Raw genomic sequence first — 23,927 nt, forward strand, 5'->3', positions numbered from 1 at the left:
CCCAACATTGCCCCTCCGATCAGGCCGATCCGGACCCGCCGGCGCGTGTCCGCTGTGGGTGCCTTCCTTCGCATACCACCCCATCGCCTTCCTCAGGAGCTCCATGCCATGCGCCGCACGCCGCTGACACTCGCCCTCGCCACCGTACTGGTCACCGCCCTGCCTGCCAGCAGCGCACCCCCTGCAGGACCCGAAACGCAGGTCTGGATCGACGTCGCCACCCATTCGATGGCCGGCATGCCCGACATGGGCATGCTGGGCGGCCTGGCGGGCCGGATGATGGGTGGCGAGAAGGGACCGCAGGGCTATCCGCAGTCGCGCCACATTCCCGCCACCCAGGGCCGGCTGCTCGACATCGCCCTGCACAACCGCCTCAAGCCGGGCGTGCCAGCGGAACAGGCGGTGCCGGCGGGGCTGGCGGTGGGCAAATCGCTCTCGCTGCTGCCCCCGCCTCCCGGCAAGAACGTGGAGGAACCCAGGGAGCACGAGATCCGCGATATCGAGGTGACCATCCGCCAGTACTGGGGCTGCGGTGCCACCGTGCGCCCCGGCCAGCCGAAGGTGATGACGCTGAAGATCAAGAACGGGCAGTTCCAGCAGAACGGGGCGCTGGCGCCCGGCCTGTTCGTCCCCGACCGCGACATCGACGTCAATCCCAGCTACGCGCTGTGGCCCAACCTGAAGAACAACAAGCGCGTCGGCGAACGTTCGTCGATGGTGGGCCAGCACCGCATCACCGGTGACGGCATACCGGCGTCGCTGCAGTTCGACCTTGGCCAGAACGCGGACTTCATGCCGAAGATCGCGCTGCAGACGCGCGGCGAACTGACCGACAGCATCGGTTTGAGCTGGCAGCCGGTGGATCGCGCGAAGGCCTACTTCCTCAATGCGATCGCCATGCAGGACGAACGCAACTTCACCATGTGGAGCAGCGCCGAAGTGCCCGGTGCCGGCCATGAGCTGGTCAACTACCTGACGGGCTCGTACATCGACAAATGGCTGAAGCAGAAGGTGCTGCTCGCACCGTCCACCACCAGTTGCGCGATTCCGCAGGGCATCTTCAAGGGCACCGCCAAGCCCGGACAACAGGGCGGCTTCGCCTCGCTCAACATGATCGCCTACGGCCCCGAAACCAACATCACCTGGCCGCCCAAGCCCACCGACCCGAAGCAGCCGTGGGATCCGGAGTGGAACGTGCGCGTGCGTACCAAGGCCACCACGGTGGCGATGCTGGGCATGGACTTCGGCGACATGGGGGGCATGCCCGCCGACGAAGGCGATGGCGACGGCAAGCAGGATCCCGAGAAGAAGGAAGAAGGCGGAGCCAAGAAACTGCTGCGCGGCCTGATGCGCAACTTCTGACCGCTGACGCGGGCGGGCTGCGTGCCTGCCCGCTCCCGCCATGGATGACGCCCCCATGAAACCCACCCTGCTGCTGTTGTTCGCCCTCGCCGCTCTGCTGTGCGCCTTGCCGGCCCATGCGACCGATCCATGCCCGCAATTGCGCACGCGGCTGGCATCGACCGATGTCGCCACGCGCATCGCCGCCATCGCCTGCCAGGAGAACCATGCGTGGTTCCGTTCGTTCATCGATGCGGATGGGCGCGCCGGGGGGCAGGCGGTGTACGAAGCCGAGAACGATGCCCTCGCCGACGGCGCGCAGGCGTGGCGCAAGGTCGCCATGTACTGGAACGGCAGCGGCCTGGGCAGTGGGTGCGGGACGGCCGGCGTGGCGTGCCGCAGCTTCGTGGTGGACACGCCGTGGTCGGCAGCGTTCGTGTCGTGGGTCATGCGGCAGGCACGCGTGCCGGGATTCACCGTCTCGTCCCGCCACGTGGACTACGTGCGTGCCGCGGCGCGATCGGGTTCCGGTCCGTACCGGCTGGTCGCACCGCAGGCCGCGGCACCCGCGCCCGGCGACATGCTGTGTTACGTGCGCGGGCAATCGCGGGCATTGGGCCACGCAGGCCTGTTGAACGTACTGGACGCAGGGGGCGCGGGCCTGCCGATGCATTGCGACATCGTGGTCGCCGCACAGGCCGGCATCGCCTGGCTGGTCGGCGGCAACGTGCAGCAGACCGTCGCGCTGCGGATGCTGCGGCTGGATGAAGCGGGCCGCTTCGCCGACCTGCCCACGCGCAACACCGGCGACGCACCCTGCAGTCCCGATGTGCCTGCGCACTGCAATCTCAACCGGCAGGACTGGGCGGCGTTGCTGAAGCTCACCGCGGATGCGCCGGCATCGCTGCTGGCCGCGAGTCCCTGATCGCCTCGAATGCCACCCGCACACTGACATCACGGGAGAACCGCAAGTGACGCCATCGAAGTATGTTCGCGTTTCCGGGCTTTCCGCGCTCGTCGTGTTTGCCCTGTCGCTGGCGTCATGCACGCAAGGCAACGAAGACCTGACGGCGGCCCCCCCCACGGATTCGCGGATACCGACGCAGGCGCAGCTGGACGCGTTCGTGGCTGAAGGCCCGGAGCCTTCGCTGCAGGCGCTGCGCCCGCTCGACTACTGGCTGCACTACCGCCTGATGCAGGCCACTGGTGTCGAGGAAGCCCTCGGTGGCGAAGCACAGGCCGTGGCCGCGCTCAAGGCGCTGGCGGAAGACTACGAACGCCAGGCCCGCGGCACACAGGCGCAGGTGCCGAAAATGATTCCCGCTGCCTTCACTGGCGAAGGGATGTCCAGTGGCTTCCTGGGCCTGGGCATGGGCACCTTCGGCGGGCTCATGACCGGCGGCCTGCTGTCCGGCATGGTCGCCGACGCATCCGACGACAAGCTGGCCGAACTGGCGAAGGAAGGGCCCATCAAGTTCGGCGGCAAGGAGGGCGGTGCGCAGGTCACCATCGGCTCGGACGGCAGCATCAGCCAGGAGTACACGTACGAAGGCAAGATCGCTGACGGCCTGACCGGCAAGATCAAGATGAAGATGAGAATGGACGCCTGCCCGGATGCACAGGGCAAGGTCACCGTGGTATCGGACGTCGACTCATCCGTACGCGTCACCAGCAAGGAGGGCACCGGTGGCTATGCCCGCTCGCACTTCGTCTACGAACGCTGGCTGGACGATGATGCACAGCTGATGCAGGGGCCCGACGGATCGTCGTCGAAGATGGACCTGAGGATGGGCGGTTACGAAAACTATGCCTCGCAGCACGTCGACATCAGTGCCGGCTGGTCGCGCGGTGGTCGCGAGACCTTCGAGAACCGGGGGGAACAGGGTTTCAGCATCTTCCGGCCCGACGAGGTTCAACGCACCCAACAGCTGATGCAGGGCGCGCAGCTGATCCAGACGCTGTTCGCGGAAATGATGCTGCGCGGCTCGGGCAAGCAGGCGCCCTGGGAAAGCGGCCGCTGCGTGGAGCTGAAGGTCACCAGCAACCCGGGCAAGCGAAAGGGCATCCGTCCGAGCACCGCGTTCGACATCGATGCGATGCCGCGTGCCAAATCCGATGGCGCACCCGCAGGGGGCACCGTGACCGCGACGCTGAGCGGTGGCGCCAGCCTGCAGCCATCCACCGGCAAGGTGCCGGCGGACGCGAAGTACGCCTACGCCGGGCCGGACAAGAAGAACGAAGAGGCCACCATCAAGTTCGAGGCCCGCAGCAAACGCGGCGTGGGACGAGCGACGCTGGAGTTCGACACCAAGCGACCGCAGGCCTACACGGCGGTCGGCGGCCTGGACGACTTCCACGGCACCGGAACGATCTGCAACCTCGCCGAACCCTTCACCATCAGCGGCGGCGGCAACACGGTGACCTTCACGCCCAGCAACGAGAACGGCGGTTCGTACAGCTACCAGGGCAACATGGGCGGCATCGGCGTGTACGGCAACGGCACGTACACGGCCAACGCCGATGACAAGGGCGGCAAGATCACCGGCACCGGCAACGGCTGCGTCAAGACGCCGTTCGGCACGCGCTGCAACAACGGTACCGAGCGCTACACGCTCACGCCGATCGCGCCCTGCGAGCAGTAGCGCGAGCTCACAGCGAGGTAGCGAGCCGTTCGGCGTTGGCGAGGTTGCGCTCGGCCGGAAGCAGTGCGTCGCGCATCACAGGCAGCGCCTGATCCAGCAGCTTCTTCGCCTCCGCCCTGGCGCCACGTGCGGCGACATCCTCGGCGAGGGTGGCACGGGCGACCGCCACATCGACGTCGCTCGCGCTGGTTTCCAGCCGTCGGATCGCCTCACGCTGATGCTGCTCGGCTGCGGCCGTATCGCCACGCAGGCGATCCAGCGTGGCTTCCATGGCGTAGAAGTACGCGAACTGCTCATGGTCATCGGCGACCCCGCGCTGGCGCATGCGCGTGCGAAGCTCGGCCAGCATCGGAGTGGCGCGCGCGACGTCGCTCGTGCGCAGATAGAGATTCAGCTGGTCACCGAGCACCTGCGCATACTCATCCGAGGCATCGCCATCCAGTCGCAGCGCCCGCGCCCGCAGATCCTCCAGTCTCGCTGCGGCGTCTTCGAATTTTCCGTTGGCCACCAGTGCGCGCGCGTGCACGCGATCGATCGTGCGGCGGAACGCGTCATCGTGGGGGACGTGTGCGCCATCGAGTCGTGCGACGCCCTGCGTGGATCGCGCCAGCGCTGTCGGGTAGTCGCCGTACATGAGGTTGATCGCGGTGATGTTGGCCAGCGCCATCGCCAGATTTCGCGGCCCCTCGCCGCGGCGACTGGACAGCTCATAGCTCCGGTCGGTGGCTTCGCGCGCTTCGCGGTAGCGCCCCTGGCCCAGCAGCGTGTCCGCCAGCGTCTGGTACCAGACCGTCGCGCTGGTGCCGCCGTAGCCACCGGTCTTCTCGCTGTCGGCGATCGCCTGGCGGACCACGCGCTCCGCCTCGGCCGGCTTGCCCTCGAGTATCAGCCCGGACACCAGGCTCCTGACCAGCGTGCGCCGCACCGGCGAGTCCGCCGCGATGCCGTGCGCATCCGCGTACGCGAGGCCTTCGCGGCTCACCGACAGCAGGCGCTGCCGGTCGTTCTGGAAGTTCGCAGCCGTGCTGATGTCCGAGTAGATGTCCAGCACCACATCCACGGGCGGCGACGGCATGCGCTTGGCGAAGGCGAGCGAGGATTCGGCCCGCTTCCTGCACACCTCCAGTCCGTACTTCTCCACGTGGCCAAGCGTGAGGTGCGCCATCGCGCGCAGTTCCTGTTCGGGGTCGCCCGGGGCGAAACGCTGGCGCAGGATCACGGCCTGCTCGGCGGCCGCCAACGACTCGGCGTTGCGCTCCAGGTCGCCCAACTCGTCGGAATACGCCACCAGATCATCCGCCAACGCCAAGGCCTCCTCTCGCGTCTGCGGAGCAACATCCTTCAATCCTGCCGAGAACAACTCCACCGCCTGCTGGTCATCGCCGATCGAGCGATAGAGGCGCCCCAGCATCCGTTGTACCGGCTGCCGTACCTGCGGTTCGAGCGTCCGCCGGTCGAGCTTGTCGCGCGCCTGGTCGAGCAGCTGGCGCACGCTGACTTCGGTGCTCATTGCCTGCTCGGGCGCCGCTGCCGCCAATGTGTCGGCGAGGAACGTCAACGTTGCCCGTGCGTTCTCCGATTCGCGTTCGGCGATGCGCGCCTGCTCACGTGCCTCGCGCGCCTGCCACACCGCCACGCCCGTGCCGGCCAGCAATGCCACAGTCACGATGCCGGCGGCCGCAGCCAGACCGCGATTACGCCGCAGCCACAGGCGCGCGCGATCGGTGCGCGACAGCCGCACCGCACTGATCGGGCGATCATCGAGCCAGGCGCGCAGGTCGTTGGCCAGCACATCGGCCGAGGCATAGCGTGCTTCCGGATCGCGCCGCAGGCAGGCCTGCACGATCTGTGCGAGGTTGCCGCGCAGCGCGCGCGCCAGCGAGGACGGTGAGTGGCCGCCGCGCTGCGAGGCCTGTTCGTCGCTGGCCTGCGACGCGGCACGCGTCAGTGGTTCCGGCTCGCGCTCGAGCTGCTGCAACTGGCGCGCGACTGGCGTCTCCCGCGTCACGCCGAACGGGTGCGAACCCGACAGCAGGCGATGCAGCACCACACCCAACTGCCACAGGTCGGTAGCGGTGGTGATGGGCGCATCGAGCAGCTGCTCGGGCGATGCGTATTCGAAGGTCAGCGCGCGATCCAGCGTGACCGTGTGCTGCTTCTCGGCCAGTTCCTTGGCGATGCCAAAGTCCAGCAACTTCACCCGGCCTTCCGCATCCACCAGCAGGTTGGAAGGCTTGAGGTCGCGATGCACCACCAGGTTGCGATGCGCATGACGGACCGCATCGACGACCTGCAGGAACAGCACGATGCGCTGGCGGAGGCCGAGCTGGCGCGCGTCGCACCAGCGGTCGATCGGTTGTCCGTCCACGAGTTCCATCACGAACCACGGATCACCATCGCCACTGATGCCGCCGTCCAGCAGGGTGGCGATGTTGGGATGACGCAGGCGGGCGAGGATCTGCCGCTCGCGCAGGAAGCGCTCGCGCGCGGCCTGCGAATCGGTCCCTGCCCGGATCAGTTTCAGTGCGGCGTGCTGTGTGTAGGCGCCATCGTCGCGGTCGACGCGGTAGACCGCGCCCATGCCGCCATGGCCGAGAATGCCGGTGATGCGCCACGGACCAATGCTGCGCCCGACCAGCGCGTCGCGCGCCACGTCGCTGTGTTCGTCGCGGAACGCACGGCCCCACGCCAGCGCATCACCGGCGAACGGCTCCGTACTGCTTTCGTCCGCCGCCAGTAATGCATCGACCGCGGCACGCAGGTCGGCATCGTCGCCGCACGCGTGCTCCAGCCATGCGGTGCGCTCGGCGGGCGCGATCTCGACCGCCTCGCGGAACAAGGCCAACGCCCGTCGCCTGCGTTCGAGATCGTGGTCACTCATTTGCCCAGTTCCGCCAGCAGGAAGGCCCGGGCCGTACGCCAGTCGCGGCGCACGGTGCGCTCGCTGACACCGAGCATCTGCGCGATCTCGGTTTCCTCGTAACCGCCGAAATAGCGCAGCTCGACGATCTGCGCCGCACGTTCGTCGGCTTGCTGCAACGCGTTCAACAACTCGTCCAGCGCCAGCACTTCGACCACGGCCCGCTCATCGCCGCCCAGCCTTGCCGTCAGCGTCAACGCGTCCACGCCGCCGCCGCGCTTCTGCGCGTGTGCGATGCGGGCGTGGTCCACCAACACCTGCCGCATGGCGCGCGCCGACATCGCCAGCAGGTGCGCACGGTCGTTGGCCGCCAGGCGCTCGCCGGTCGCCATCTTCAGGTAGGTCTCGTGCACCAGCACGGTGGTGTCGAGACTGTCGCGGTGCCGGCGCAGCTGCAGGTGCGCGGCACGCTTCAGCTCGTCGTAGAGGCTGGCGAACACGGCATCGGCGGCGCGGACATCCCCTTCGCGCGCACGCTTCAGCAGTTGGGTTACGGGAACCTGATCCATGCGCCGCTCGCCGAATCCGACACGCACCACGGCGACGCTCCGCGCCGCCTCCCCCTGTGACCGGAGCGCAGATCACCTGCCGGTCCGGCCCATCACAGGAATGAACGCAAAGACGCCGATGGCGAGGACAGCGCCTCCTACGGACCGCCGTCGCGCACCCGTCTGGTGCTAGTAGGCGAACTCGCGGAACACGCGGTCGATATCGCCATTCCATTCACCGTGGAACAGCGCCAGCTTGCGTTCGGCCGGGGTCTCGTTCGCCTCGACGATCTCGACCAGCGCATCGAGGAAGCCGCTCTCGTCCACGCCCTTGCTGTTGAGGCGCGCGCGGCGCTGCAGGCCACCGATGGCGATCTTCACCGCCTCGCGGGCCAGGTCGCGCACGGTGCCCGCGCGGAACGGCAGCTTCAGGGCGTGCTTCGGCACGCCGTCGCGCAGGGCATGGCGTTCTTCCAGCGAGAAGTCCTTCACCAGGTCCCACGCGGCGTCCAGCGCGGCATCGTCGTACAGCAGGCCCACCCAGAACGCGGGCAGCGCGCACAGCCGGTTCCACGGACCGCCATCGGCACCACGCATTTCCAGGAACTTCTTCATCCGCACTTCGGGGAAGGCGGTGGTCAGGTGGTCGGACCAGTCGCGCAGCGTCGGCAATTCACCGGGCAGCACGTCGAGTTCGCCGCGCAGGAACTTGCGGAACGACTTGCCGCTGGCGTCGTGGTAGATGCCGTCGCGGTAGGAGAAGTACATCGGCACATCGAGGATGTAGTCGACGTAGCGCTCGTAGCCGAAGCCATCCTCGAACACGAAGTCGAGCATGCCGGTGCGGTCGCCGTCGGTATCGGTCCAGATGTGCGAGCGGTAGCTCTGGTAGCCGTTCGGCTTGCCTTCGGTGAACGGCGAATCGGCGAACAGCGCGGTCGCGATCGGCTGCAGCGCCAGCGACACGCGGAACTTCTTCACCATGTCCGCTTCGGTCGCGTAGTCGAGGTTGACCTGCACCGTGCAGGTGCGCGTCATCATGTCCAGGCCGAGCTGGCCGACCTTGGGCATGTACGACTTCATGATCTGGTAGCGGCCCTTCGGCATCCACGGCATCTCGTCGCGGCGCCACTTGGGCTGGAAGCCCATGCCGAGGAAACCGAGCCGCAGTTCATCGGCGACCTGCTTCACTTCCTTCAGGTGGCTGCCGACTTCCACGCAGGTCTGGTGGATGGTCTCCACCGCGGCGCCGGACAGTTCGAGCTGGCCCGCAGGCTCCAGCGTGACCGAGGCACCGTCCTTGGTCAGCGCGATCACGTGCCCCTTCTCTTCGACCGGATCCCAGCCGAAGCGCGTCAGACCCTTCAACAGCGCTTCGATGCCGCGGTCGCCATCGAAGGTCGGCGGACGCAGGTCGTCGAGGCGGAAGCCGAACTTCTCGTGCTCGGTACCGATGCGCCAGTCCTGCACCGGCTTCTCGCCGGAGGCGATGTAGTCGACCAGCTGGGTACGGTCGGTGATCAGCGTGTCGGCGACGTGGCTGGGACTGGACAAGGGCGGGACTCGCGAAGGGGGAACGCCACGCCGGCGGCCGGCGCTGCAAGGCCGGCACTATAACGTGACCACCCGCACGCGTTCATCGCCACGGGAACGCCGCAGCATCCCATCCATGGTCGCGATCGCGCTTGCCCGTGCGTCAGAGCGGGCGCACGAACACCTGGAAGGCGAGATCGCGCGGAGCGCCTGTCGTATCGAGCAGTTCACTCCAGCGCGGCATGTTGCCCCGTTCGTTGAAGAACGCCCTGCCCCCGGTGTATGTGTCGCCGGACGGTCCGAGCCACAGCGTGCAGTGGACCCCGCGACGACCGGCCGGCACGATCAGGGTGAAGGCGTACTCGCCGGCGGGCAGCAGCGCAGGCTGGGTGAACTCGATCATGCGCATGCCCACCGTCCTCGCCTGCACATGGGCATCGAGCGACGCACTGCGCATGTCTTCGGTCGCCACCACGACGCCCGTGGGTACGCCGCCGACCGCCAGTCCGATCCATACCTGCATGGCCGTGGCCCGCGAGCAGTTGACCGGCAACATGACGTGGCTGAGATAGCCCTCCCGGGGTAACTGGAACACCTGCGCGAAGCGCAGCTGCGCACCGCCTCCGATCTCGGTACTCCCCGACAGTTGAACCTGGGCCTGTTCGGCGACCACGGAGGGGGGCGAGGTCGACGGGGGAGCCGCAAGGGCCGCACCCGCAATCAGGAAAAGGACGAAAGAGGACAGGGGAATGCAACGCATGACGGACTCCTCCACGGCGGGATGCCAGGTGGGGGTCTATGCGACGAACAGGGCCGGCAGCGGACGACCCGCCAGGCGGACGCTTACAGTCCCAGCCAGTTGCCCACGACCAGGCGGGCCTCATCCACGCCCTGCTTCGACTCGGCCGAGAACGTCTGCACGCTGACGGTGTCGCCGAAGGACGAGAACAGATCCTTCTTCACCGCCTGAAGCGCCTGCGCCTGCTGGCCGCGGCCCAGCTTGTCGGCCTTGGTCAGCAGCGCATGGGCCGGCAGGCCGCGCTGGACGGCATAGCCCAGCATCTGGCGGTCGTAGTCCTTCAGCGGATGGCGGATGTCCATCACCACCACCAGGCCCTTGAGCGCCTCGCGGGTGCGGAAGTAGCGATCGATGAAGGCCTGCCAGTGCGCCTGCAGGTCCTGCGGCACCTTGGCGTAGCCGTAACCCGGCAGGTCCACCAGGTAGCGCTCGGGCTGGACCTGGAAGAACACCAGCTGCTGCGTGCGACCCGGCGTCTTTGACACCCGCGCCAGGCGGTTGTGGTTGACCAGCGCGTTCAGGGCGCTCGACTTGCCGGCGTTTGAGCGGCCGGCGAAGGCCACCTCGAACCCGCCGTCCTCCGGCAACTGGCGCGGGGTGTGGGCGGAGAGCAGGTAAGTTGCGGAATTCAGGGGGTTCGACATGGCGCTAGGATCGCACGGGCGGGGGCTCCTGCCATGCTGAATTGACCGCAACGGGCCGCCGCGACGATAATTCGGCGGTTTCGCGGCTCCCTCGGGTGCCGCATCAATCAAGGGTTTCGGAGCTTTAGCATGCGCCACGCTCGCGTTATGGGACTTGCCGGATTGGCCGTACTGGCCGTGGGCGCAGTCGCCTTTGCACAGACCACCGTGGTTCCGGTGCCGGACAACGCACCCGTCCAGACCGCCCCGCTGGAGATCAACCTGGCCAAGACCACCTGGGGCGATGCCAAGGCCGGCCAGACCAAGGCGGCTGCCTGCGCCGCCTGCCATGGCGCCGATGGCAACCCGAGCGACCCGCAGTACCCGCGCATCGCCGGCCAGAGCGAGCGCTACGTCGCCCAGCAGCTGGCGCTGTTCGCCTCGGGCGAGCGCAACACCGGCATGGCGGCCGTGATGGCCCCGTTCGCCCAGACCCTCAGCGCGCAGGACATGCGCGACGTGGGCGCCTACTTCGCCACCCAGAAGTCGGGCGCCGGCCTGGCCGACGACAGCGTCGTCGCCGACGGTCCGTACAAGGACATGAAGTTCTACGAAGTGGGCCAGCAGCTGTACCGCAACGGCGACGCCAAGCGCGGCGTGCCGGCCTGCATGGCGTGCCACGGCCCGACCGGCGCCGGCAATCCGGGCCCGGCCTATCCGCACATCGGTGGCCAGATGCAGGACTACACCGTGCGTCGCCTGACCGAGTACAAGGCCGGCACCACCACGCTGAAGGACGCCGCCCACTTCAACATCATGGCGCAGGTTGCCGGCCCGCTGACCGAGCAGGAAATCCAGGCGCTCGCGAGCTACCTGCAGGGTCTGCACGCCCGCGCCGACGACGTGGCCGCCGCCAAGGCCGGCAGCAAGTAATCCCGGGCATCCGCCGCGACCTGCGGCCGGAAGTTCAAGCTCCTGTTCATAGCGCCGGCCCCACCATGGCCGGCGTTTCTTTTTTCCGCGATGCCCGACCGGCGGGCCCCGCACGTAGAGGAAGAGTCCCGATGGTGTCGCGTCTGCTGCCCGTGCTGATCACCCTGCTGGCCCTGCTGCCGGCCACCACGCTTGCCGCACCGCCGGCTCCCGCGCCGCTGGTCGAAGGCGAGGATTACGTGGTGATCCCGGACGGCAAGCCGTTCGCGCCGGCCAAGGGCAAGATCGAAGTGGTCGAAGTGTTCGGCTACACCTGCATCCACTGCGCCCACCTCGAACCCACCCTGGCCACGTGGAAGAAGACCCTCCCACGCGACGTGCAGCTGACGCCGGTGCCGGCGGCGTTCGGTGGCTACTGGATCCCGTACGCGCGCGCCTTCTTTGCCGCGCAGCAGCTGGGCGTGCAGGAACGCACCCACCAGGCGGTGTTCGACGCGCTGCACAAGGTCGGCAGCCTGCCCATCCAGAATGCGTCCGCCGACGAGATCGCCGGCTTCTACGAGAGCCAGGGCGTCGATCGGGCAGCCTTCATGACGGCCTTGCGCGGTCCTGCGGTCGACGCGCAGCTGGCCAAGGCCCGCGACTGGGTCGGCGCGGCCGGCATCGAAGGCACGCCGTCGATCATCGTCAATGGCAAGTACCGCGTGACCGGCGGCCGCAACTACAGCGACATGCTGAAGATCGCCGACCGCCTGATCGCCCGCGAACGCGCTCGCAAGTGACGACCGCGTCATGGCGACCATCCCGGCCGCCATGCAGAATGTGTCGTCCTCCCGGCCCTGCCGGCATCCCCCTTTCCTCAGATCCACTGGAGTCCGCGCGATGAAATCCCGCCACGTCCTGATGCTGTCCCTGCTGTTGCCGCTGCTGGCCGCCTGTGGCCCGAAGCCGTCCACCGACACCACGCCGACCGCCGAAGCGCCTGCGGCGACGACCCCTGACGCCACCACCACGCCCGCCACGGATGCATCGGCAGCCCCCGCTGACGCGGCTCCGGCCACTCCGGCAGAAAGCGCGGATGCCGCCGCCAACACCAACCCGATCCTGCCGCCGCAGGGTCCGGCACCGGTGGAGGGCAAGGACTACGTCGTGATCCCGAACGGCCAGCCGTACGCGCCGCTCAACGGCCAGGTCGAAGTGGTCGAGGTGTTCGGCTATGTCTGCCCCGCGTGCGCGCGCTTCGCACCCGAGATCGCTGCGTGGAAGAAGAAGCAGCCCGCCGACGTGCGCGTGTCCTATGTGCCGGTCGTGTTCGGCACCGTCTGGGCGCCGTACGGCAAGGCGTTCTACGCGGCGCAGGCGAAGGGCCTGGTCGACAAGACCCATGACGCGGTGTTCAGCGCCATCCACCTGCAGCGCACGCTGCCGGGCGAAGGCCAGCCGCCGGCGGACCCCGCGCAGATCGCGCAGTGGTATTCGCAGTACGGCGTGGATGCGAAGGAGTTCGTGTCGCTGATGAACAGCTTCGGCACCAACTCGCAGATCGCGCGCGGCATGCAGTTCGCCAAGAACACCGGCGTGGAAGGCACCCCGACGATCATCGTCAACGGCAAGTACCGCATCACCGGCGGCCAGACCTACGCCGACGTGCTGCGCATCGCCGATCACCTGATCGCGACGGAACGCGCGCAGCGCTGAAGTCCACGGAAGCCCCCACTTCCATGACCGGTTCCCCCGCCACGCGGCGGCTGCGCCTGCTCAGCGCCAACATCCAGGCAGGCTCCAGCACCCGCCGCTATAGCGACTACGTGACCCGCAGCTGGTCGCACGCGCTGCCGGCGGGCAACAAGCGCGGCAGCCTGGATGCGATCGCGCAACTGGCCGGCGAGCACGACATCGTCGGCCTGCAGGAGGCCGACCCCGGCAGCCTGCGCTCGGGCTTCACCAACCAGACGCACTACCTGGCCGAGCGCGCCGGCTTCGACTACTGGACGCACCAGCCCAACCGCAACGTCGCCCGCGTCGCCGGCAGCGCGAACGGCCTGCTCAGCAGGCTGGAACCGGTGGAAGTGACCGACCACAGCCTGCCCGGCCGCATCGGCGGCCGCGGCGTGCTGATGGCGCGCTTCGGCGATGGCGACGAAGGCCTGACCGTCGCCGTGGCGCACCTGTCGCTGGGTGCCAACTCGCGACGTTCGCAACTGGCTTTCATCGGCGAACTGCTGTCGGACCATCCCCACGCGGTGCTGATGGGCGACTTCAACTGCGTGCCGGATACGCCGGAGATGGAGCTGCTCTACAAGCGCACCCGCCTGCGGCCGCCGGCGTTCTGCGTGCCCACGTTCCCCAGCTGGCGCCCACAGCGCGCGATCGACCACATCCTGCTCAGCGAAGGCCTGCGCGGAGACAACGCCCGCGCCATGCCCGCGGCCAACTCGGACCATCTGGCGCTGGCGATGGACATCGACGTGCCGGACAGCGCACTGCGCTGACGGCTCACGGCGCAGCGAGGAGACGCTGGTTGAACGCGTCGACCTCCATCGGGCGCCCGAACAGGTAGCCCTGGAACAATCCGCAGCCCTGCTCGCCCAGCAGCGCGAACTGGTCCTCCTGCTCGACGCCTTCGGCAATCACGTCGATGCCCAGGTCCCGTCCCAGTTGCAGCAGGTTGCGACTGATACTGGCCGCATGCGTATCGCGCACGATGCCACGGGTGAATGCGCGATCGATCTTCATTTCGGCGAACGGCAGCTCCCGCAGGTAGGACAGCGAGGAGTAACCCGCACCGAAGTCGTCGAGCGACAGTCGCACGCCCATCGCATGAAGCGCGCGCATCTTGCCGACGGCGTCCTCCATGTCGTGCACCAGCACGCTCTCGGTGAGCTCCAGGGTCAGCTGCTCCGCGCTGACACCGCTGCGCAGGATCACGTCGCCCACCTGCTGCACGAAGTCCGGCTGCCGCAACTGCAACGCGCTGATGTTCACCGACAGGCGCAGGTGGCGCTGCGCCGGTTGTGATTGCCACGTCGCCAGTTGCCGGCAGGCTTCCTGCAGGACCCAATGCCCCAGCGGCAGGATGAAGCCCGTGTCTTCTGCCGCCTGCATGAAGTCGGCCGGACGCAACAGGCCACCCTTCGCATCACGCCATCGCAGCAGCGCTTCCGCCCCGACGACCCGGCCTTCTGTGTCGACCTGAGGCTGGTAGAACAGCACGAAGCGGCGCTGCGACAGCGCATCCCGCAACGCGCGATGCAGCGCGCGATGCTGGGCGATGTCGGTGTCGGCCAGGCGCAGCACCACCAGCAGGCTGGCGACCGCCGTCGCCAGGTTGATCCAGATGCCGACGCGCCTAACGTCTTCGGAGATCGCCAGCGGCGATGGCGTCATCACGGGCGTCGCCGCAAACACCATGAACATGGCCATCAACACGACCACCAGTCCGTAGCGCAGCCACGACTTCTCATCGCGGAATACGTGGTGGGCACACAGCGCGAGTACCAGCAGGAAGACATGGCTCGTCCTGGGCACCTGTGCCGTCGGCACATCCAGGAATGCGGAGAAGAAGCACAGCACGCTGGCCAGGCCGATGAAGGCCACCCACGACGCCGCGCGCGTGCGTCGCAGGCGCGCCATGACGATCACGCCAACGCCCAGCGTCGCCATGGCCAGTTCCATGGCCGCCACGGCCCATTCACCGCGCCACGCGAAGAACGCCCCCCATCCCAGCCCCACCAGCGCCATGATGATCCCGGTCGCCAACAGCAGGTGGAAAGCCCGGCGACGACGCCGGTGCTCCATCACGCCGGGCCACCCCGCGGCCTGCGAATTGTCGACGGGCGCATCCATTCGATAGGCATCCTCCCCCGTCGCATCGTACTCCTGCGAGAGGGGAAGTCACGGCATGGCCGCGGTAGGCGCAGGTTTGGCGCCTCAGCGATCCGCGGTGCGCGCGCTTACCCAGGGCGCCAGCCACCGCAACCAGTGCGGCCGCCAGGAGAGGGTCATCGCCACGCACACCGCCGCAGCGGTCAGGCCCATCACCCACACCAGGCTGGCCATGGTGGCGTGGTCCACGGCCAGGCACAGCACCAGTGCCGCAGCCAGCGCCAGCGCGCCGACAACGCGCAGCACCCGCACCGTGCCGGCCGACAACGCAGCGCCCCACACCTGTTGCGCGTGGATCGGCATCGACAACGCCAGCCACCCCATGCCGGCCACGCTGGCAAGCAGCGCCGCGAGCAGCAGGAGCGGCGCGGTCATGGACTCATGCATGCGTCGTCTCCGCACGCGTCACCGGTGATGTCGACGACAGGATGGCCCGGCGCTTCAGCGTGACCGCGGTGCATGCGGCGATCAGGCCACCGACGAGCAGCGTCAGGTCGACGCCTGCGACCGGCCAGTAGCCCGCGCCGATCGTGCGCAGCAGGTGGTCACCGGTAGTGATCCAGTTCAACAGCACGGCGCTCACGGCCAGCACGGCAATCATTGCGCACTGCTCACGCCATGCCGGGTTGGCCAGCCCGCGGGCAACTGGCGCACTACGCCATGCCGCATGCAGCAGCGCCAGCGACCACGTGCCCCAGAAGGCGTAGCGTTCCCAGTCGCCGCGTGCGGGCAGGGCTTCGGGCAGCAGCCGGTTCGCGATCAGGATGCCGAGCGCCGCCAGCACCATGCCGGTCACGGTGGTCACGGCCAGCGCATCGACCACGCGCGCGCCCTGCTGTCCCTGCTTCGCATGCTGCCGCTTACGCTTCTCGACGAAGAACAGAAAACCCGTGGCGATGCACACGGCACCGAGCAATCCGCCCAGCACGTACATCCAGCGCAGCAGCCAGTGACGGAAGTGCTGGAGATGGAGACCGGTGAGGAATTCCGCCACGCGGCCCGTCGTCGTCGGCGCCGGATCTTCGCGGATCAGCTCGCCCGTCGATGCCTTGAAGTGGATGCCGTCACCGACCAGCGCGATGCGATCCGTACCGGCGCGATAGACGCTGACGTAGCCATTCGCATCGCCCACGTGCTGCAGCACCAGGAATCCGACATCACCCGCTTTGTCATTGGCTTCCCAGCGGCGCTGCGCGTCGGCCACCATCGCATCGACGTTAGCCAGCCCCGCCGGCACGCCCGCACGCTCGTGCGGCAGGCCGGTTTCCCTCGCCTCGACTTCCGCATGCATATCGTGCAGTTCGTGCAACTGGGTGTGGCCAAGCGGGAAGTAGTACGCCGCCGCGAAGATCAGCAGGCCGGTGAAGGCGAAGAAGAAGTGGAATGGCAGCGCGACCACACCGGTCAGGTTGTGCAGGTCCAGCACGCTGCGCAAGCCGCCCTTGCCTGGGCGGAAGGTGAAGAACTCGCGGAAGATCTTGCGATGCATCACCACGCCGGTGACCAGCGCCACCAGCATCATCAGCGCCGAGAAACCGACGATCCAGATGCCCAGGTTCTTCCAGTCCAGGGTCAGGCCGTAGTGCATCGGATAGAAGAATCCGCTGCCGACCTTCAGGCGGTCATTGGGAAGCGGCGTGCCATCGCGCGGGTCGATGGTGATGTCGGCCCAGATGGCTTCTTCCGGGTCCTTCGCGTTGGGCACTTCGTAGCCGGCGAACAGCTGCAGCACCGGGTCACGGTGAGTGGTGTACGCACTCCAGCTGACCACCGTATCGAAGTGCTCCGGCATCGGACCGTTCACGCGTGGACGCATCGCGTCGATGGTCGCCGGCAACGGTTGCATGCGCTCGAATGCCGGTCGAAGGATCTTCTCGTACGACGGCATCGGCTGCGGCTCGAAGCGCGTGGACGGAATGGCCCAGCGATCGATCTCGCGGTCGAACACCGACAGCGCACCGAAGAAGAACGCGGCCATCAGCACGAAGCCCAGGACCAGACCGAACCAGGTATGGAGCCAGGCCATCGCCTGGCGGAAGCTCTGCATCATGGTGACGTCCTCCGCCTCATACCAGCAGCGACTGCACGAACGAGCCGGTGGCCGCCAGCACCGCGCCGCCACCGGCCAGTACCGTCCAGACTACCCACAGGCGACGCGCCGCGAACGCCCACAGGAACACCACCAGGAACGCCAGCACGCCCAGCAGGCTGGCGAGGAACTCGGCATCGTGGAAATCCATGCCAGCGGCAAACATCAGGCTGGCCCCCGCCGCCACGATGCCCCAGGCGAAACCATAGCCGCCGAAGATCGCGGCGGCGATGCGGGACGCGACACTGAGGCGCGACGAACGGGACGTGGTCGAAGATGTGATCGTGGACATGGTGGCGACGGCTACCAGGACAGGACGCTGCGGGACGACATCAGAACCGGTATTCCAAGCTCAGCGACCAATGGCGCGGCGCGCCGTAGTAGCCAATCTGGTACAGCGTGTTGATGTACTTCTCGTCGGTCAGGTTACCAACGTTCGCACGCAGGGTCGCATTCTCCAGGAAATCCCATGCCGCGAACGCGTTGAGCACGGCATAGCTGCCCTGGCGCACGGTCTGCCCGCTGTAACTCTCAACGTTGGAGATGGCGCTCTGCCAGCGACCGCCGATGCCGAACGAGAACGCTTCGTAGCTCGGCAAGCGCGCGCTGAGCATCAGGTTCGCGGTACGGCGCGGCACCCAGTTGTAGGTCAACGCGCCCTCTTCGCCGTCCATCTTCAGGTGCGTGTAACCGAATACGAGGTCGGTGTACTCGTTGAGCTTGCCCGTGGCTTCGAATTCCCAGCCTTTCGATTCCACGTCCAGCGGGACGTAGTAGTTCAACAAGGTCTCGTTGTTGTAGCCTGCGAACGTCGCCAGCCCATCCTGCTCGGCGTTGAAGTAGGCCAGCGTCGTCAGCAGACGCTTGTCCAACCACTCCGCCTTCACGCCGACCTCGTAGTTCACGCCTTTGGACGGCGCCAGGTAGAAGCCATCGAAGTCGCGCTGGTCCTGGGGCTGGTAGATGTCCGAATAGCTGACGTAACCGAGGAGGTTGTCGGTGAAGTCGTAGGTCAGGCCGGCGTACGGGCTGGTGTTGCTTTCGGTTTCGGCGAAGGGCACGCCATCGTTGTTACCGTCGCGATGGTATTCCGCGTAGTTCACGCCGACGATCGCCTTGAGGTCGTCGGTCAGCGCCAGGCGCGTCGCACCGAAGGCACGCTTCAGCCGCTGATTGAACGCGCTCGAGGCGACCTGCGCACCCCATGCTGGCTCCGGCACGGCATCGCCCGCGTAGGGGAATGCCGGCAGCGGGCCGAACGCCAGCGAGTCATCCGGCGCCGGATTGAACCAGTAGCGCTGCTCGCTCTCCGCGTGGCTGATGCCGAACATCGCTTCATGCTCGCGGCCGAACAGCTCGAAGCGGCCATTGACGGTCAGGTCCACCAAGTCGGAGGTCAGTTCGTCCTGGCCCTTGTAGGCCCAACCCAGCAGGCCAACGCCGGTCACGGGGTCGAGGCCGGCGAACGAATAGGCGAAGAACAGCTCGTCGTCGTTGTCGCCCTTGCGGTGGTTGTAGGTTGCCTTCAGCAACCAGTCGTCACCCAACTGGTGCGTGTACTCGACGAAGGCCGTCTGCGTATTGGTGTTCCAGTAGGTCCAGTCCACCGTGGTCGACGCGCCCACGTCCCACGACGGCTGCGTGCCGTCGATATTCACGAACGGCAGCGCGCCCCACATGTTGCCGGTGGTGTCGGCCTGCTGCCAGGAGTAGCCGAACGCCAGTGCACCGTTCTCGCCCACCTGGCCGTCGATCACGGCGTAGGCGTAGGTGCGTTCGTTTTCCAGATCGCGCAGGTACGAGTCACCCTCTTCGCGGGCGAAGACCACTCGGCCGGCCCAACTGCCGGTCTCGGTAAAGGGCGTGGAGTAATCGAACTCGACGCGGCGCTTGCCCCACGACCCCACCTTCACGCCTACCTCGCCCTGCGCTTCGTTGGTGGGACGCTTGCGTACGTAGTTGATGGTGCCGGCAGAATTGCCAACACCCGTCAGCAGGCCATTGGCACCGCGGATGACTTCGAGCTTCTCGTAGCCGAACGCATCCATGGCGCCGGTCGCGATGCCCCAGTCGTTCGGCATGCCCACACCATCGATCTGCGTGCTCTTGATCTCGAAGCCGCGCGCCAGGTAGTTGGTGCGGTTGGTTTCCCACTCCTCCACCTGGATGCCGGTGGACAGGCGCAGCGCGTCGTTGAGATTGTCGGTGCCGAACTGCGTCATCTGCTCGTTGCTGACAACGCTGATGGACTGCGGGGTGTCCTTGATGGCCAGGTCCAGGTTGGTGGCACCGTTGCTGACGCGATTGGCGCGCTGGCCTACGACGAGGACCGCGTCCAGATCGGTGGCGCTGGTACCCGACGGCGTTGCAGTCGTCCCTTCTTGGGGGCCAGCCAACAGCGTCCCGGACACGCAGAGCAGCGCAAGTCCGATGGCCGCCGACAGACGACCAGGGTTTCGCGGTGCGGCCAACGGGCGAATCAGAACGGACGACGGGCGGGACAGAAGCAGACGACGCATGGGGGACCTGGACGATGGGGGAGGTAAGTGGTCAACCCGCAATACGGCCTGCATGGCCTGGACGTTGACGGCACATCACGGCGTCAGGCGCTCCGGCCCTTCCGTTCAGCCGCAAATTAGATGCGAATGAGTCTTATTTTTCAAGTTTTCGTGCAATGTAGCGCCCGCGACCGATCGTCGCGGCTCTCCTGTTCAGATTCGCTGGGCAGCCCGGACAACCCTTTGCATCAGGGCGCCGTCGAACACAAAAAAGCCGGCTTTCGCCGGCTTCTTCGTCGATCCCTCGCTGGGGATCAGAACCGCAGGTTTGCCCTCACGTAGAAAAAGCGGCCACCCGGGATGTCGTAGGTGGAGGCCTCGTAGCCATTTAGGGAGCAGGACGTGCAGACCGGCGGATCCTCGTCGAACACGTTGTTGACGCCCCCGGTCAGCTGCAGGCCCTTGAACCAGGCGAAGTCGTAGCCCAGCTGCAGGTCGTGGTACGTGGTCGCGGCCAGCGTATTGGTGGTGGCGCTGCTGCAGTACGCCGCGGTATCCACCGCCGCGCAGGCCTCCTCCATCTCGGACAGGTGACGGACGCTCCAGGCGGCATTCCAGTTTCCTTGCTTCCAGTCGAGCGTGGCGGTGGAGGTCCATTCCGGAATGGCGGTGTCGGTCACCACGATGCCAGGACCCTGAGGCTGCACCTGGCCACCGGCACCACGCGCCTCATAGCGGGTCACGAACGTGTTCTGCCAGCTCAGCTTGAAACGGCCAGCGCGGGTTTCCGGCAGCGTCCAGAACACGTCCGCATCCCAGCCGTCGGTCTTGATCGAACCGAGGTTGACCAGGAAATTGGCGAACGTGTCGATCTCGCCCGAGGCGAGGCGACTGATGCCGGTGCAGTACTGCGGGTCCTGCGTGGTGGCGCACAGGTTCAGTTGCGTCTGCGCATCGATGGCCTGGATCGGGCCCTCGAGGTCATGACGATAGTAGGTCACTTCGAAGTCCAGCTTGTCCGACCATGTGACGTTCTCGGCGAACGACGGACTGAACACCAATCCCGCACTGAAGCTGCGCGCGGTCTCCGGCTGCAATGCGGGGTTGCCACCCGTCAGCACCGGGATCTGCGGATCGTTCTGGAGCGCACCGACAGGAACGCCCGGACAGGCAACCGGTGCGACCGAGCCGGGGGGCGCAGTGGGCTGCACCAGGCAGGGATCGGTGAGCTGCGCGTCGAAGCGGCTCTGCGAGCCGTACAACTCACCGATCGACGGCGCACGGAAACCTTCCGCGTACGTCGCGCGCAGCAGCAGGTCTTCCGCGACCTGCCAGCGCAGGCCGTACTTGGGCGTGAACTCGCCGCCGAACGTGGAGTAGTCCGAGTACCGGCCTGCCAGGCTCAGGTCGAACCTGCCCGGACCGTCCTGCTGCGCGTACAACGGCACGTTCAATTCGAGGTACGCCTCGTTGACGTCGTACTCACCCGATGTCGGAAGGGAAGGTACGCCGTTGTACTCGCCCGCCACCGTCTGCGGATCCGGGTTGTAGCTGCCTTCGTACTTGCGGTACTCGTAGCCGGCGGCGAACTCGATATCGCCCGCCCACGCTTCGAACAGCGCACCACTGAGGTTGGCGGTGACCTGGGTGAGCTTCTGCTCGCTGCGGTCGCGGAACAACGGACTGATGTAGGCCAGCATCGCCGGCGTGATGGTGTCGAAGCCGAAAATGTCGAGCGGCGTGCAGCCATTGGTTGCTGCACACACCGCGGGATCGCCGAGCGCAATGGCGATGTTGCGCGCGTTGTAGCTGCCGCGATTGATCTGCTCCGCTTCATTCTTGCTGTGCGCGGCGTTGATGTCCCAGAAGAATTGCCGCTCGCCGCCGAACGAACCTTCAAGTCCCGCCGCGACATAACGCGTGTCGACCTCCTGTTCGAAGATGCGTGGCCCGCCTTCATAGGGACGGCGGCGGAAGCTGATCAGGTTTCCTCCCTCGTTGCCATCAAGCGCAAAACCGAACGGATTGAAAGGATGATTGGCAGGAATCACCAGGTTCGCCGTGTAGGTGCTGCCCGCACCGGGGCCCAGATCGATCGGTTCGGGAGCGGCGCGGTTGGTCGATTCACGCCGGTTGTAGAGCGCTTTTGCATAGAAGTTCAGTTGTTCGCTGATGGCGAACCGGTACTGGCCAAATACACCCATCCGCTTCGATGGTGTGATCACCATGTTGAACGGCGCATAGTTGTAGGCCTCCGTGCCAAGGTCGAGGCAATGGAAGCCGTCAGTGCGTGGTACGCCAGAGGCGCAGTCCGGCAGGCCAGGCGTGTAGATGGGATTCGTCTGCCCGGCATTCGAGGTCAACAGATACTCCACACCATTGGGATCGCGGAACCGGAAGAAGCCACCGGGCACACGTGAGCTGCCGCCCTGGATGGGGATTGCCGAGATGCGCCGGTCTGCCGAACTGACTTCCTTCTGCTCGGTGTAGCTCAAGCTGAGAAACAGGTCGCTGCGGTCGCTGTCGAATCCCCAGGCGAAGTCTGCGCCGGTGATTTCCCCATCGCCCTTGTCGTACTGGCCGTAGTTCAGCGTGACCTGGCCGCCGTCGAAGTTGCGGCGCGTGATGATGTTGACCACACCCGCAATCGCGTCCGAACCGTACAGCGAGGACGCGCCGTCTTCCAGCACTTCGATGCGTTCAACCAACGCGAGCGGAATGGTGTTGAGATCCACGGCCGCGCTGACGCCCGACGCGGACGATTCGTTGACCCAGCGCATGCCATCGACCAGCACCAGCACGCGCTTCGGTCCAAGGTTGCGCAGATCCACCTGCGCCGAACCCGCACCCACACCGTCGCCGTTGGGCGAGAAGCCGAAGTTGCCGGAAGAATTGAACTTGGTGTTGAGCGCGGAACCGGAGCCGGTCAGCTCCTGCAGGATTTCGCCGATCGATGTCATGCCCGTGCGTTCGATGTCCTCGCGCGACAGCGTCTGCACGGGAACGCGGCCTTCCATCTCGGCTCGCTTGATGCGGCTGCCGGTGACGGTGAGCGTATCCAGCGTGGTGGCTTCCTGGGCCACGGCGGTGACGGGCAGGGCGAGGAGTACGGCAATGCGTATGGCCGAAGCCAGCGTGTGGCGGCGCACTTTCATGATTCTCTCTCCAAAGGGTGTGGGGCCGCACGGCAAACGCCTAAAGCGGCTTGTCCTTCGTTGTAAAGAATCGGTAAAACGGCGACAACGGAAACAAGTCACCATTTTGAAGATGGTAATGGCGATTATCCGCAACTAAATACGATTACCCGAAGTTTCTACACACGATATTCACGAGAGTTAACAGCTAAACGCGTGAAGCCATCATCAACCACTCGCGATGATGGCCATGCCCATGACCACCATGAAGACGGCGAACACGCGCTTCAACGCTTTGCCGCCGATCCGGTGCGCGAGCTTGGTGCCGTAGGGCGCCGCGAGCACCGAGGCAATCGCGACGCCGATGGCCGCCGGCAGATAGATGTAGCCGATCGCATGCGACGGCAATGCACCCGGTGGCGCATGCAGGGCATAACCGAATGCGCTGGCGATGCCGATGGCGACGCCGCACGCACTGGAAGTACCCACAGCGCGCACCGGCTGGACACCTCGCGCCACCAACAGCGGCACCGTCATGCTGCCGCCGCCGATGCCGACGACAGCCGATACGGCACCGATCAACGATCCGGCGGCGCTCATGACCGGCCCGCGCGGCGCGGGCACACCTCGCCCCTCCGGATGCGCGTTGCCACCCAACACCATCTGCGCCCCCGCGATGAAGCAATAGCCCGCGACGATCCAGCGCAGGATGTCGTCATCCAGATACACCGCCAGGCCGCTGCCGAGCCAGCCCCCCAGCAGGAGGCCCGGCACCATCCATGCAACCGTGGGCCACAGGACGCTGCCACGGCGATGGTGTGCATACGCCGACGACGTCGCCGTCAACACGATGCTGGCCAACGAACTCGCCAACGCCGCATGCATTGCCGCTTCTTTCGGAATGCCGTGCAGGGGAAGGATCCACGCGAGCGCAGCCACCAGCACCAGGCCACCACCGATGCCCAGCAGGCCCGCGAGAATACCGGCCAGTACACCAAGCACGGGAAAAATCCACACACCTTCCACTCGCCACCTCGTTGCC

Annotated in this window: 19 protein-coding genes; 7 read left to right on the forward strand and 12 right to left on the reverse strand. The window is 66.7% G+C overall.

Going from position 1 to position 23,927, the window contains the following annotated elements; genetic code table 11:
• The first annotated feature begins 108 nt into the window (after positions 1-108).
• Genes IB225_RS15290 through IB225_RS15300 form a run of 3 tightly spaced genes read left to right on the forward strand, consistent with a single transcriptional unit; the run spans position 109 to position 3,983 of the window.
• Positions 109-1,362 (forward strand): hypothetical protein, encoded by a 1,254-nt coding sequence (locus IB225_RS15290; RefSeq protein WP_192312115.1) that lies wholly within the window; start codon positions 109-111, stop codon positions 1,360-1,362.
• Positions 1,363-1,417: 55 nt separating this feature from the next.
• Complete coding sequence (locus IB225_RS15295; protein ID WP_192312116.1) at positions 1,418-2,266, forward strand: DUF2272 domain-containing protein; 849 nt, start codon at positions 1,418-1,420, stop codon at positions 2,264-2,266.
• 46 nt (positions 2,267-2,312) lie between these two features.
• Complete coding sequence (locus IB225_RS15300; protein WP_192312117.1) at positions 2,313-3,983, forward strand: hypothetical protein; 1,671 nt, start codon at positions 2,313-2,315, stop codon at positions 3,981-3,983.
• Positions 3,984-3,990: 7 nt separating this feature from the next.
• On the opposite strand, the gene IB225_RS15305 is transcribed toward IB225_RS15300, so the two are convergent.
• From IB225_RS15305 to yihA, 5 genes are all read right to left on the reverse strand, one after another.
• Complete coding sequence (locus IB225_RS15305; RefSeq protein ID WP_192312118.1) at positions 3,991-6,864, reverse strand: serine/threonine-protein kinase; 2,874 nt, start codon at positions 6,862-6,864, stop codon at positions 3,991-3,993.
• Entirely contained in the window at positions 6,861-7,412 is a 552-nt protein-coding gene (locus tag IB225_RS15310) for an ECF-type sigma factor (RefSeq protein WP_192312119.1), read from the reverse strand. The genes IB225_RS15305 and IB225_RS15310 overlap by 4 nt, the downstream gene beginning before the upstream one ends.
• Positions 7,413-7,580: 168 nt before the next feature.
• Positions 7,581-8,945, reverse strand: coding sequence for a glutamate--cysteine ligase (locus tag IB225_RS15315; RefSeq protein WP_192312120.1), 1,365 nt, complete (start codon positions 8,943-8,945; stop codon positions 7,581-7,583).
• A 142-nt stretch (positions 8,946-9,087) separates the two neighbouring features.
• Complete coding sequence (locus IB225_RS15320; protein ID WP_192312121.1) at positions 9,088-9,684, reverse strand: hypothetical protein; 597 nt, start codon at positions 9,682-9,684, stop codon at positions 9,088-9,090.
• A gap of 83 nt (positions 9,685-9,767) precedes the next feature.
• Positions 9,768-10,367, reverse strand: a complete 600-nt coding sequence (gene yihA, locus IB225_RS15325) for a ribosome biogenesis GTP-binding protein YihA/YsxC (RefSeq protein WP_192312122.1) — start codon at positions 10,365-10,367, stop codon at positions 9,768-9,770.
• 129 nt (positions 10,368-10,496) lie between these two features.
• Between yihA and IB225_RS15330 the strand changes: the two genes are divergently transcribed.
• The 4 genes from IB225_RS15330 to IB225_RS15345 all read left to right on the forward strand — a co-directional run bounded on the left by IB225_RS15330 (position 10,497) and on the right by IB225_RS15345 (position 13,771).
• Positions 10,497-11,279 (forward strand): c-type cytochrome, encoded by a 783-nt coding sequence (locus IB225_RS15330; RefSeq protein ID WP_192312123.1) that lies wholly within the window; start codon positions 10,497-10,499, stop codon positions 11,277-11,279.
• 131 nt (positions 11,280-11,410) lie between these two features.
• Positions 11,411-12,061, forward strand: a complete 651-nt coding sequence (locus IB225_RS15335; protein ID WP_192312124.1) for a thiol:disulfide interchange protein DsbA/DsbL — start codon at positions 11,411-11,413, stop codon at positions 12,059-12,061.
• Between the two features lie 100 nt (positions 12,062-12,161).
• Positions 12,162-12,977: a thiol:disulfide interchange protein DsbA/DsbL gene (locus IB225_RS15340; RefSeq protein WP_192312125.1), complete on the forward strand. Its 816-nt coding sequence runs from the start codon at positions 12,162-12,164 to the stop codon at positions 12,975-12,977.
• 23 nt (positions 12,978-13,000) lie between these two features.
• The gene (locus IB225_RS15345; RefSeq protein ID WP_192312126.1) at positions 13,001-13,771 is read left to right on the forward strand and encodes an endonuclease/exonuclease/phosphatase family protein; all 771 of its coding nucleotides are present in this window, start codon (positions 13,001-13,003) and stop codon (positions 13,769-13,771) included.
• Positions 13,772-13,775: 4 nt separating this feature from the next.
• Here the strand turns inward: IB225_RS15345 and IB225_RS15350 are convergent, their stop codons facing one another.
• The 7 genes from IB225_RS15350 to IB225_RS15380 all read right to left on the reverse strand — a co-directional run bounded on the left by IB225_RS15350 (position 13,776) and on the right by IB225_RS15380 (position 23,887).
• Positions 13,776-15,125: an EAL domain-containing protein gene (locus IB225_RS15350; RefSeq protein WP_192312127.1), complete on the reverse strand. Its 1,350-nt coding sequence runs from the start codon at positions 15,123-15,125 to the stop codon at positions 13,776-13,778.
• 84 nt (positions 15,126-15,209) lie between these two features.
• A complete protein-coding gene (locus IB225_RS15355) occupies positions 15,210-15,539 on the reverse strand; it encodes a DUF3325 domain-containing protein (protein WP_225583904.1) in 330 nt (109 codons plus the stop codon).
• A gap of 4 nt (positions 15,540-15,543) precedes the next feature.
• Entirely contained in the window at positions 15,544-17,214 is a 1,671-nt protein-coding gene (locus IB225_RS15360) for a PepSY-associated TM helix domain-containing protein (protein ID WP_192312129.1), read from the reverse strand.
• Positions 17,215-17,230: 16 nt separating this feature from the next.
• Entirely contained in the window at positions 17,231-17,545 is a 315-nt protein-coding gene (locus IB225_RS15365; protein WP_192312130.1) for an iron uptake protein, read from the reverse strand.
• Positions 17,546-17,585: 40 nt separating this feature from the next.
• Complete coding sequence (locus IB225_RS15370; RefSeq protein WP_225583908.1) at positions 17,586-19,649, reverse strand: TonB-dependent siderophore receptor; 2,064 nt, start codon at positions 19,647-19,649, stop codon at positions 17,586-17,588.
• A gap of 416 nt (positions 19,650-20,065) precedes the next feature.
• The gene (locus IB225_RS15375) at positions 20,066-22,906 is read right to left on the reverse strand and encodes a TonB-dependent receptor (protein ID WP_192312132.1); all 2,841 of its coding nucleotides are present in this window, start codon (positions 22,904-22,906) and stop codon (positions 20,066-20,068) included.
• A 207-nt stretch (positions 22,907-23,113) separates the two neighbouring features.
• Entirely contained in the window at positions 23,114-23,887 is a 774-nt protein-coding gene (locus tag IB225_RS15380; protein WP_345776630.1) for a sulfite exporter TauE/SafE family protein, read from the reverse strand.
• Positions 23,888-23,927: the final 40 nt, after the last annotated feature.

The organism is Pseudoxanthomonas sp. PXM02 (genome assembly GCF_014851805.1).
Lineage (GTDB): Bacteria > Pseudomonadota > Gammaproteobacteria > Xanthomonadales > Xanthomonadaceae > Pseudoxanthomonas_A.

Coding starts and splice junctions, on each gene's coding strand:
- IB225_RS15350 (WP_192312127.1), bottom strand. CDS start 15,125: ATGGATGCGCCCGTCGACAATTCGCAGGCCGCGGGGTGGCCCGGCGTG.
- IB225_RS15305 (WP_192312118.1), bottom strand. CDS start 6,864: ATGAGTGACCACGATCTCGAACGCAGGCGACGGGCGTTGGCCTTGTTC.
- IB225_RS15335 (WP_192312124.1), top strand. CDS start 11,411: ATGGTGTCGCGTCTGCTGCCCGTGCTGATCACCCTGCTGGCCCTGCTG.
- IB225_RS15340 (WP_192312125.1), top strand. CDS start 12,162: ATGAAATCCCGCCACGTCCTGATGCTGTCCCTGCTGTTGCCGCTGCTG.
- IB225_RS15375 (WP_192312132.1), bottom strand. CDS start 22,906: ATGAAAGTGCGCCGCCACACGCTGGCTTCGGCCATACGCATTGCCGTA.
- IB225_RS15365 (WP_192312130.1), bottom strand. CDS start 17,545: ATGTCCACGATCACATCTTCGACCACGTCCCGTTCGTCGCGCCTCAGT.
- IB225_RS15290 (WP_192312115.1), top strand. CDS start 109: ATGCGCCGCACGCCGCTGACACTCGCCCTCGCCACCGTACTGGTCACC.
- IB225_RS15345 (WP_192312126.1), top strand. CDS start 13,001: ATGACCGGTTCCCCCGCCACGCGGCGGCTGCGCCTGCTCAGCGCCAAC.
- IB225_RS15320 (WP_192312121.1), bottom strand. CDS start 9,684: ATGCGTTGCATTCCCCTGTCCTCTTTCGTCCTTTTCCTGATTGCGGGT.
- yihA (WP_192312122.1), bottom strand. CDS start 10,367: ATGTCGAACCCCCTGAATTCCGCAACTTACCTGCTCTCCGCCCACACC.
- IB225_RS15355 (WP_225583904.1), bottom strand. CDS start 15,539: ATGACCGCGCCGCTCCTGCTGCTCGCGGCGCTGCTTGCCAGCGTGGCC.
- IB225_RS15295 (WP_192312116.1), top strand. CDS start 1,418: ATGAAACCCACCCTGCTGCTGTTGTTCGCCCTCGCCGCTCTGCTGTGC.
- IB225_RS15360 (WP_192312129.1), bottom strand. CDS start 17,214: ATGATGCAGAGCTTCCGCCAGGCGATGGCCTGGCTCCATACCTGGTTC.
- IB225_RS15310 (WP_192312119.1), bottom strand. CDS start 7,412: ATGGATCAGGTTCCCGTAACCCAACTGCTGAAGCGTGCGCGCGAAGGG.
- IB225_RS15330 (WP_192312123.1), top strand. CDS start 10,497: ATGCGCCACGCTCGCGTTATGGGACTTGCCGGATTGGCCGTACTGGCC.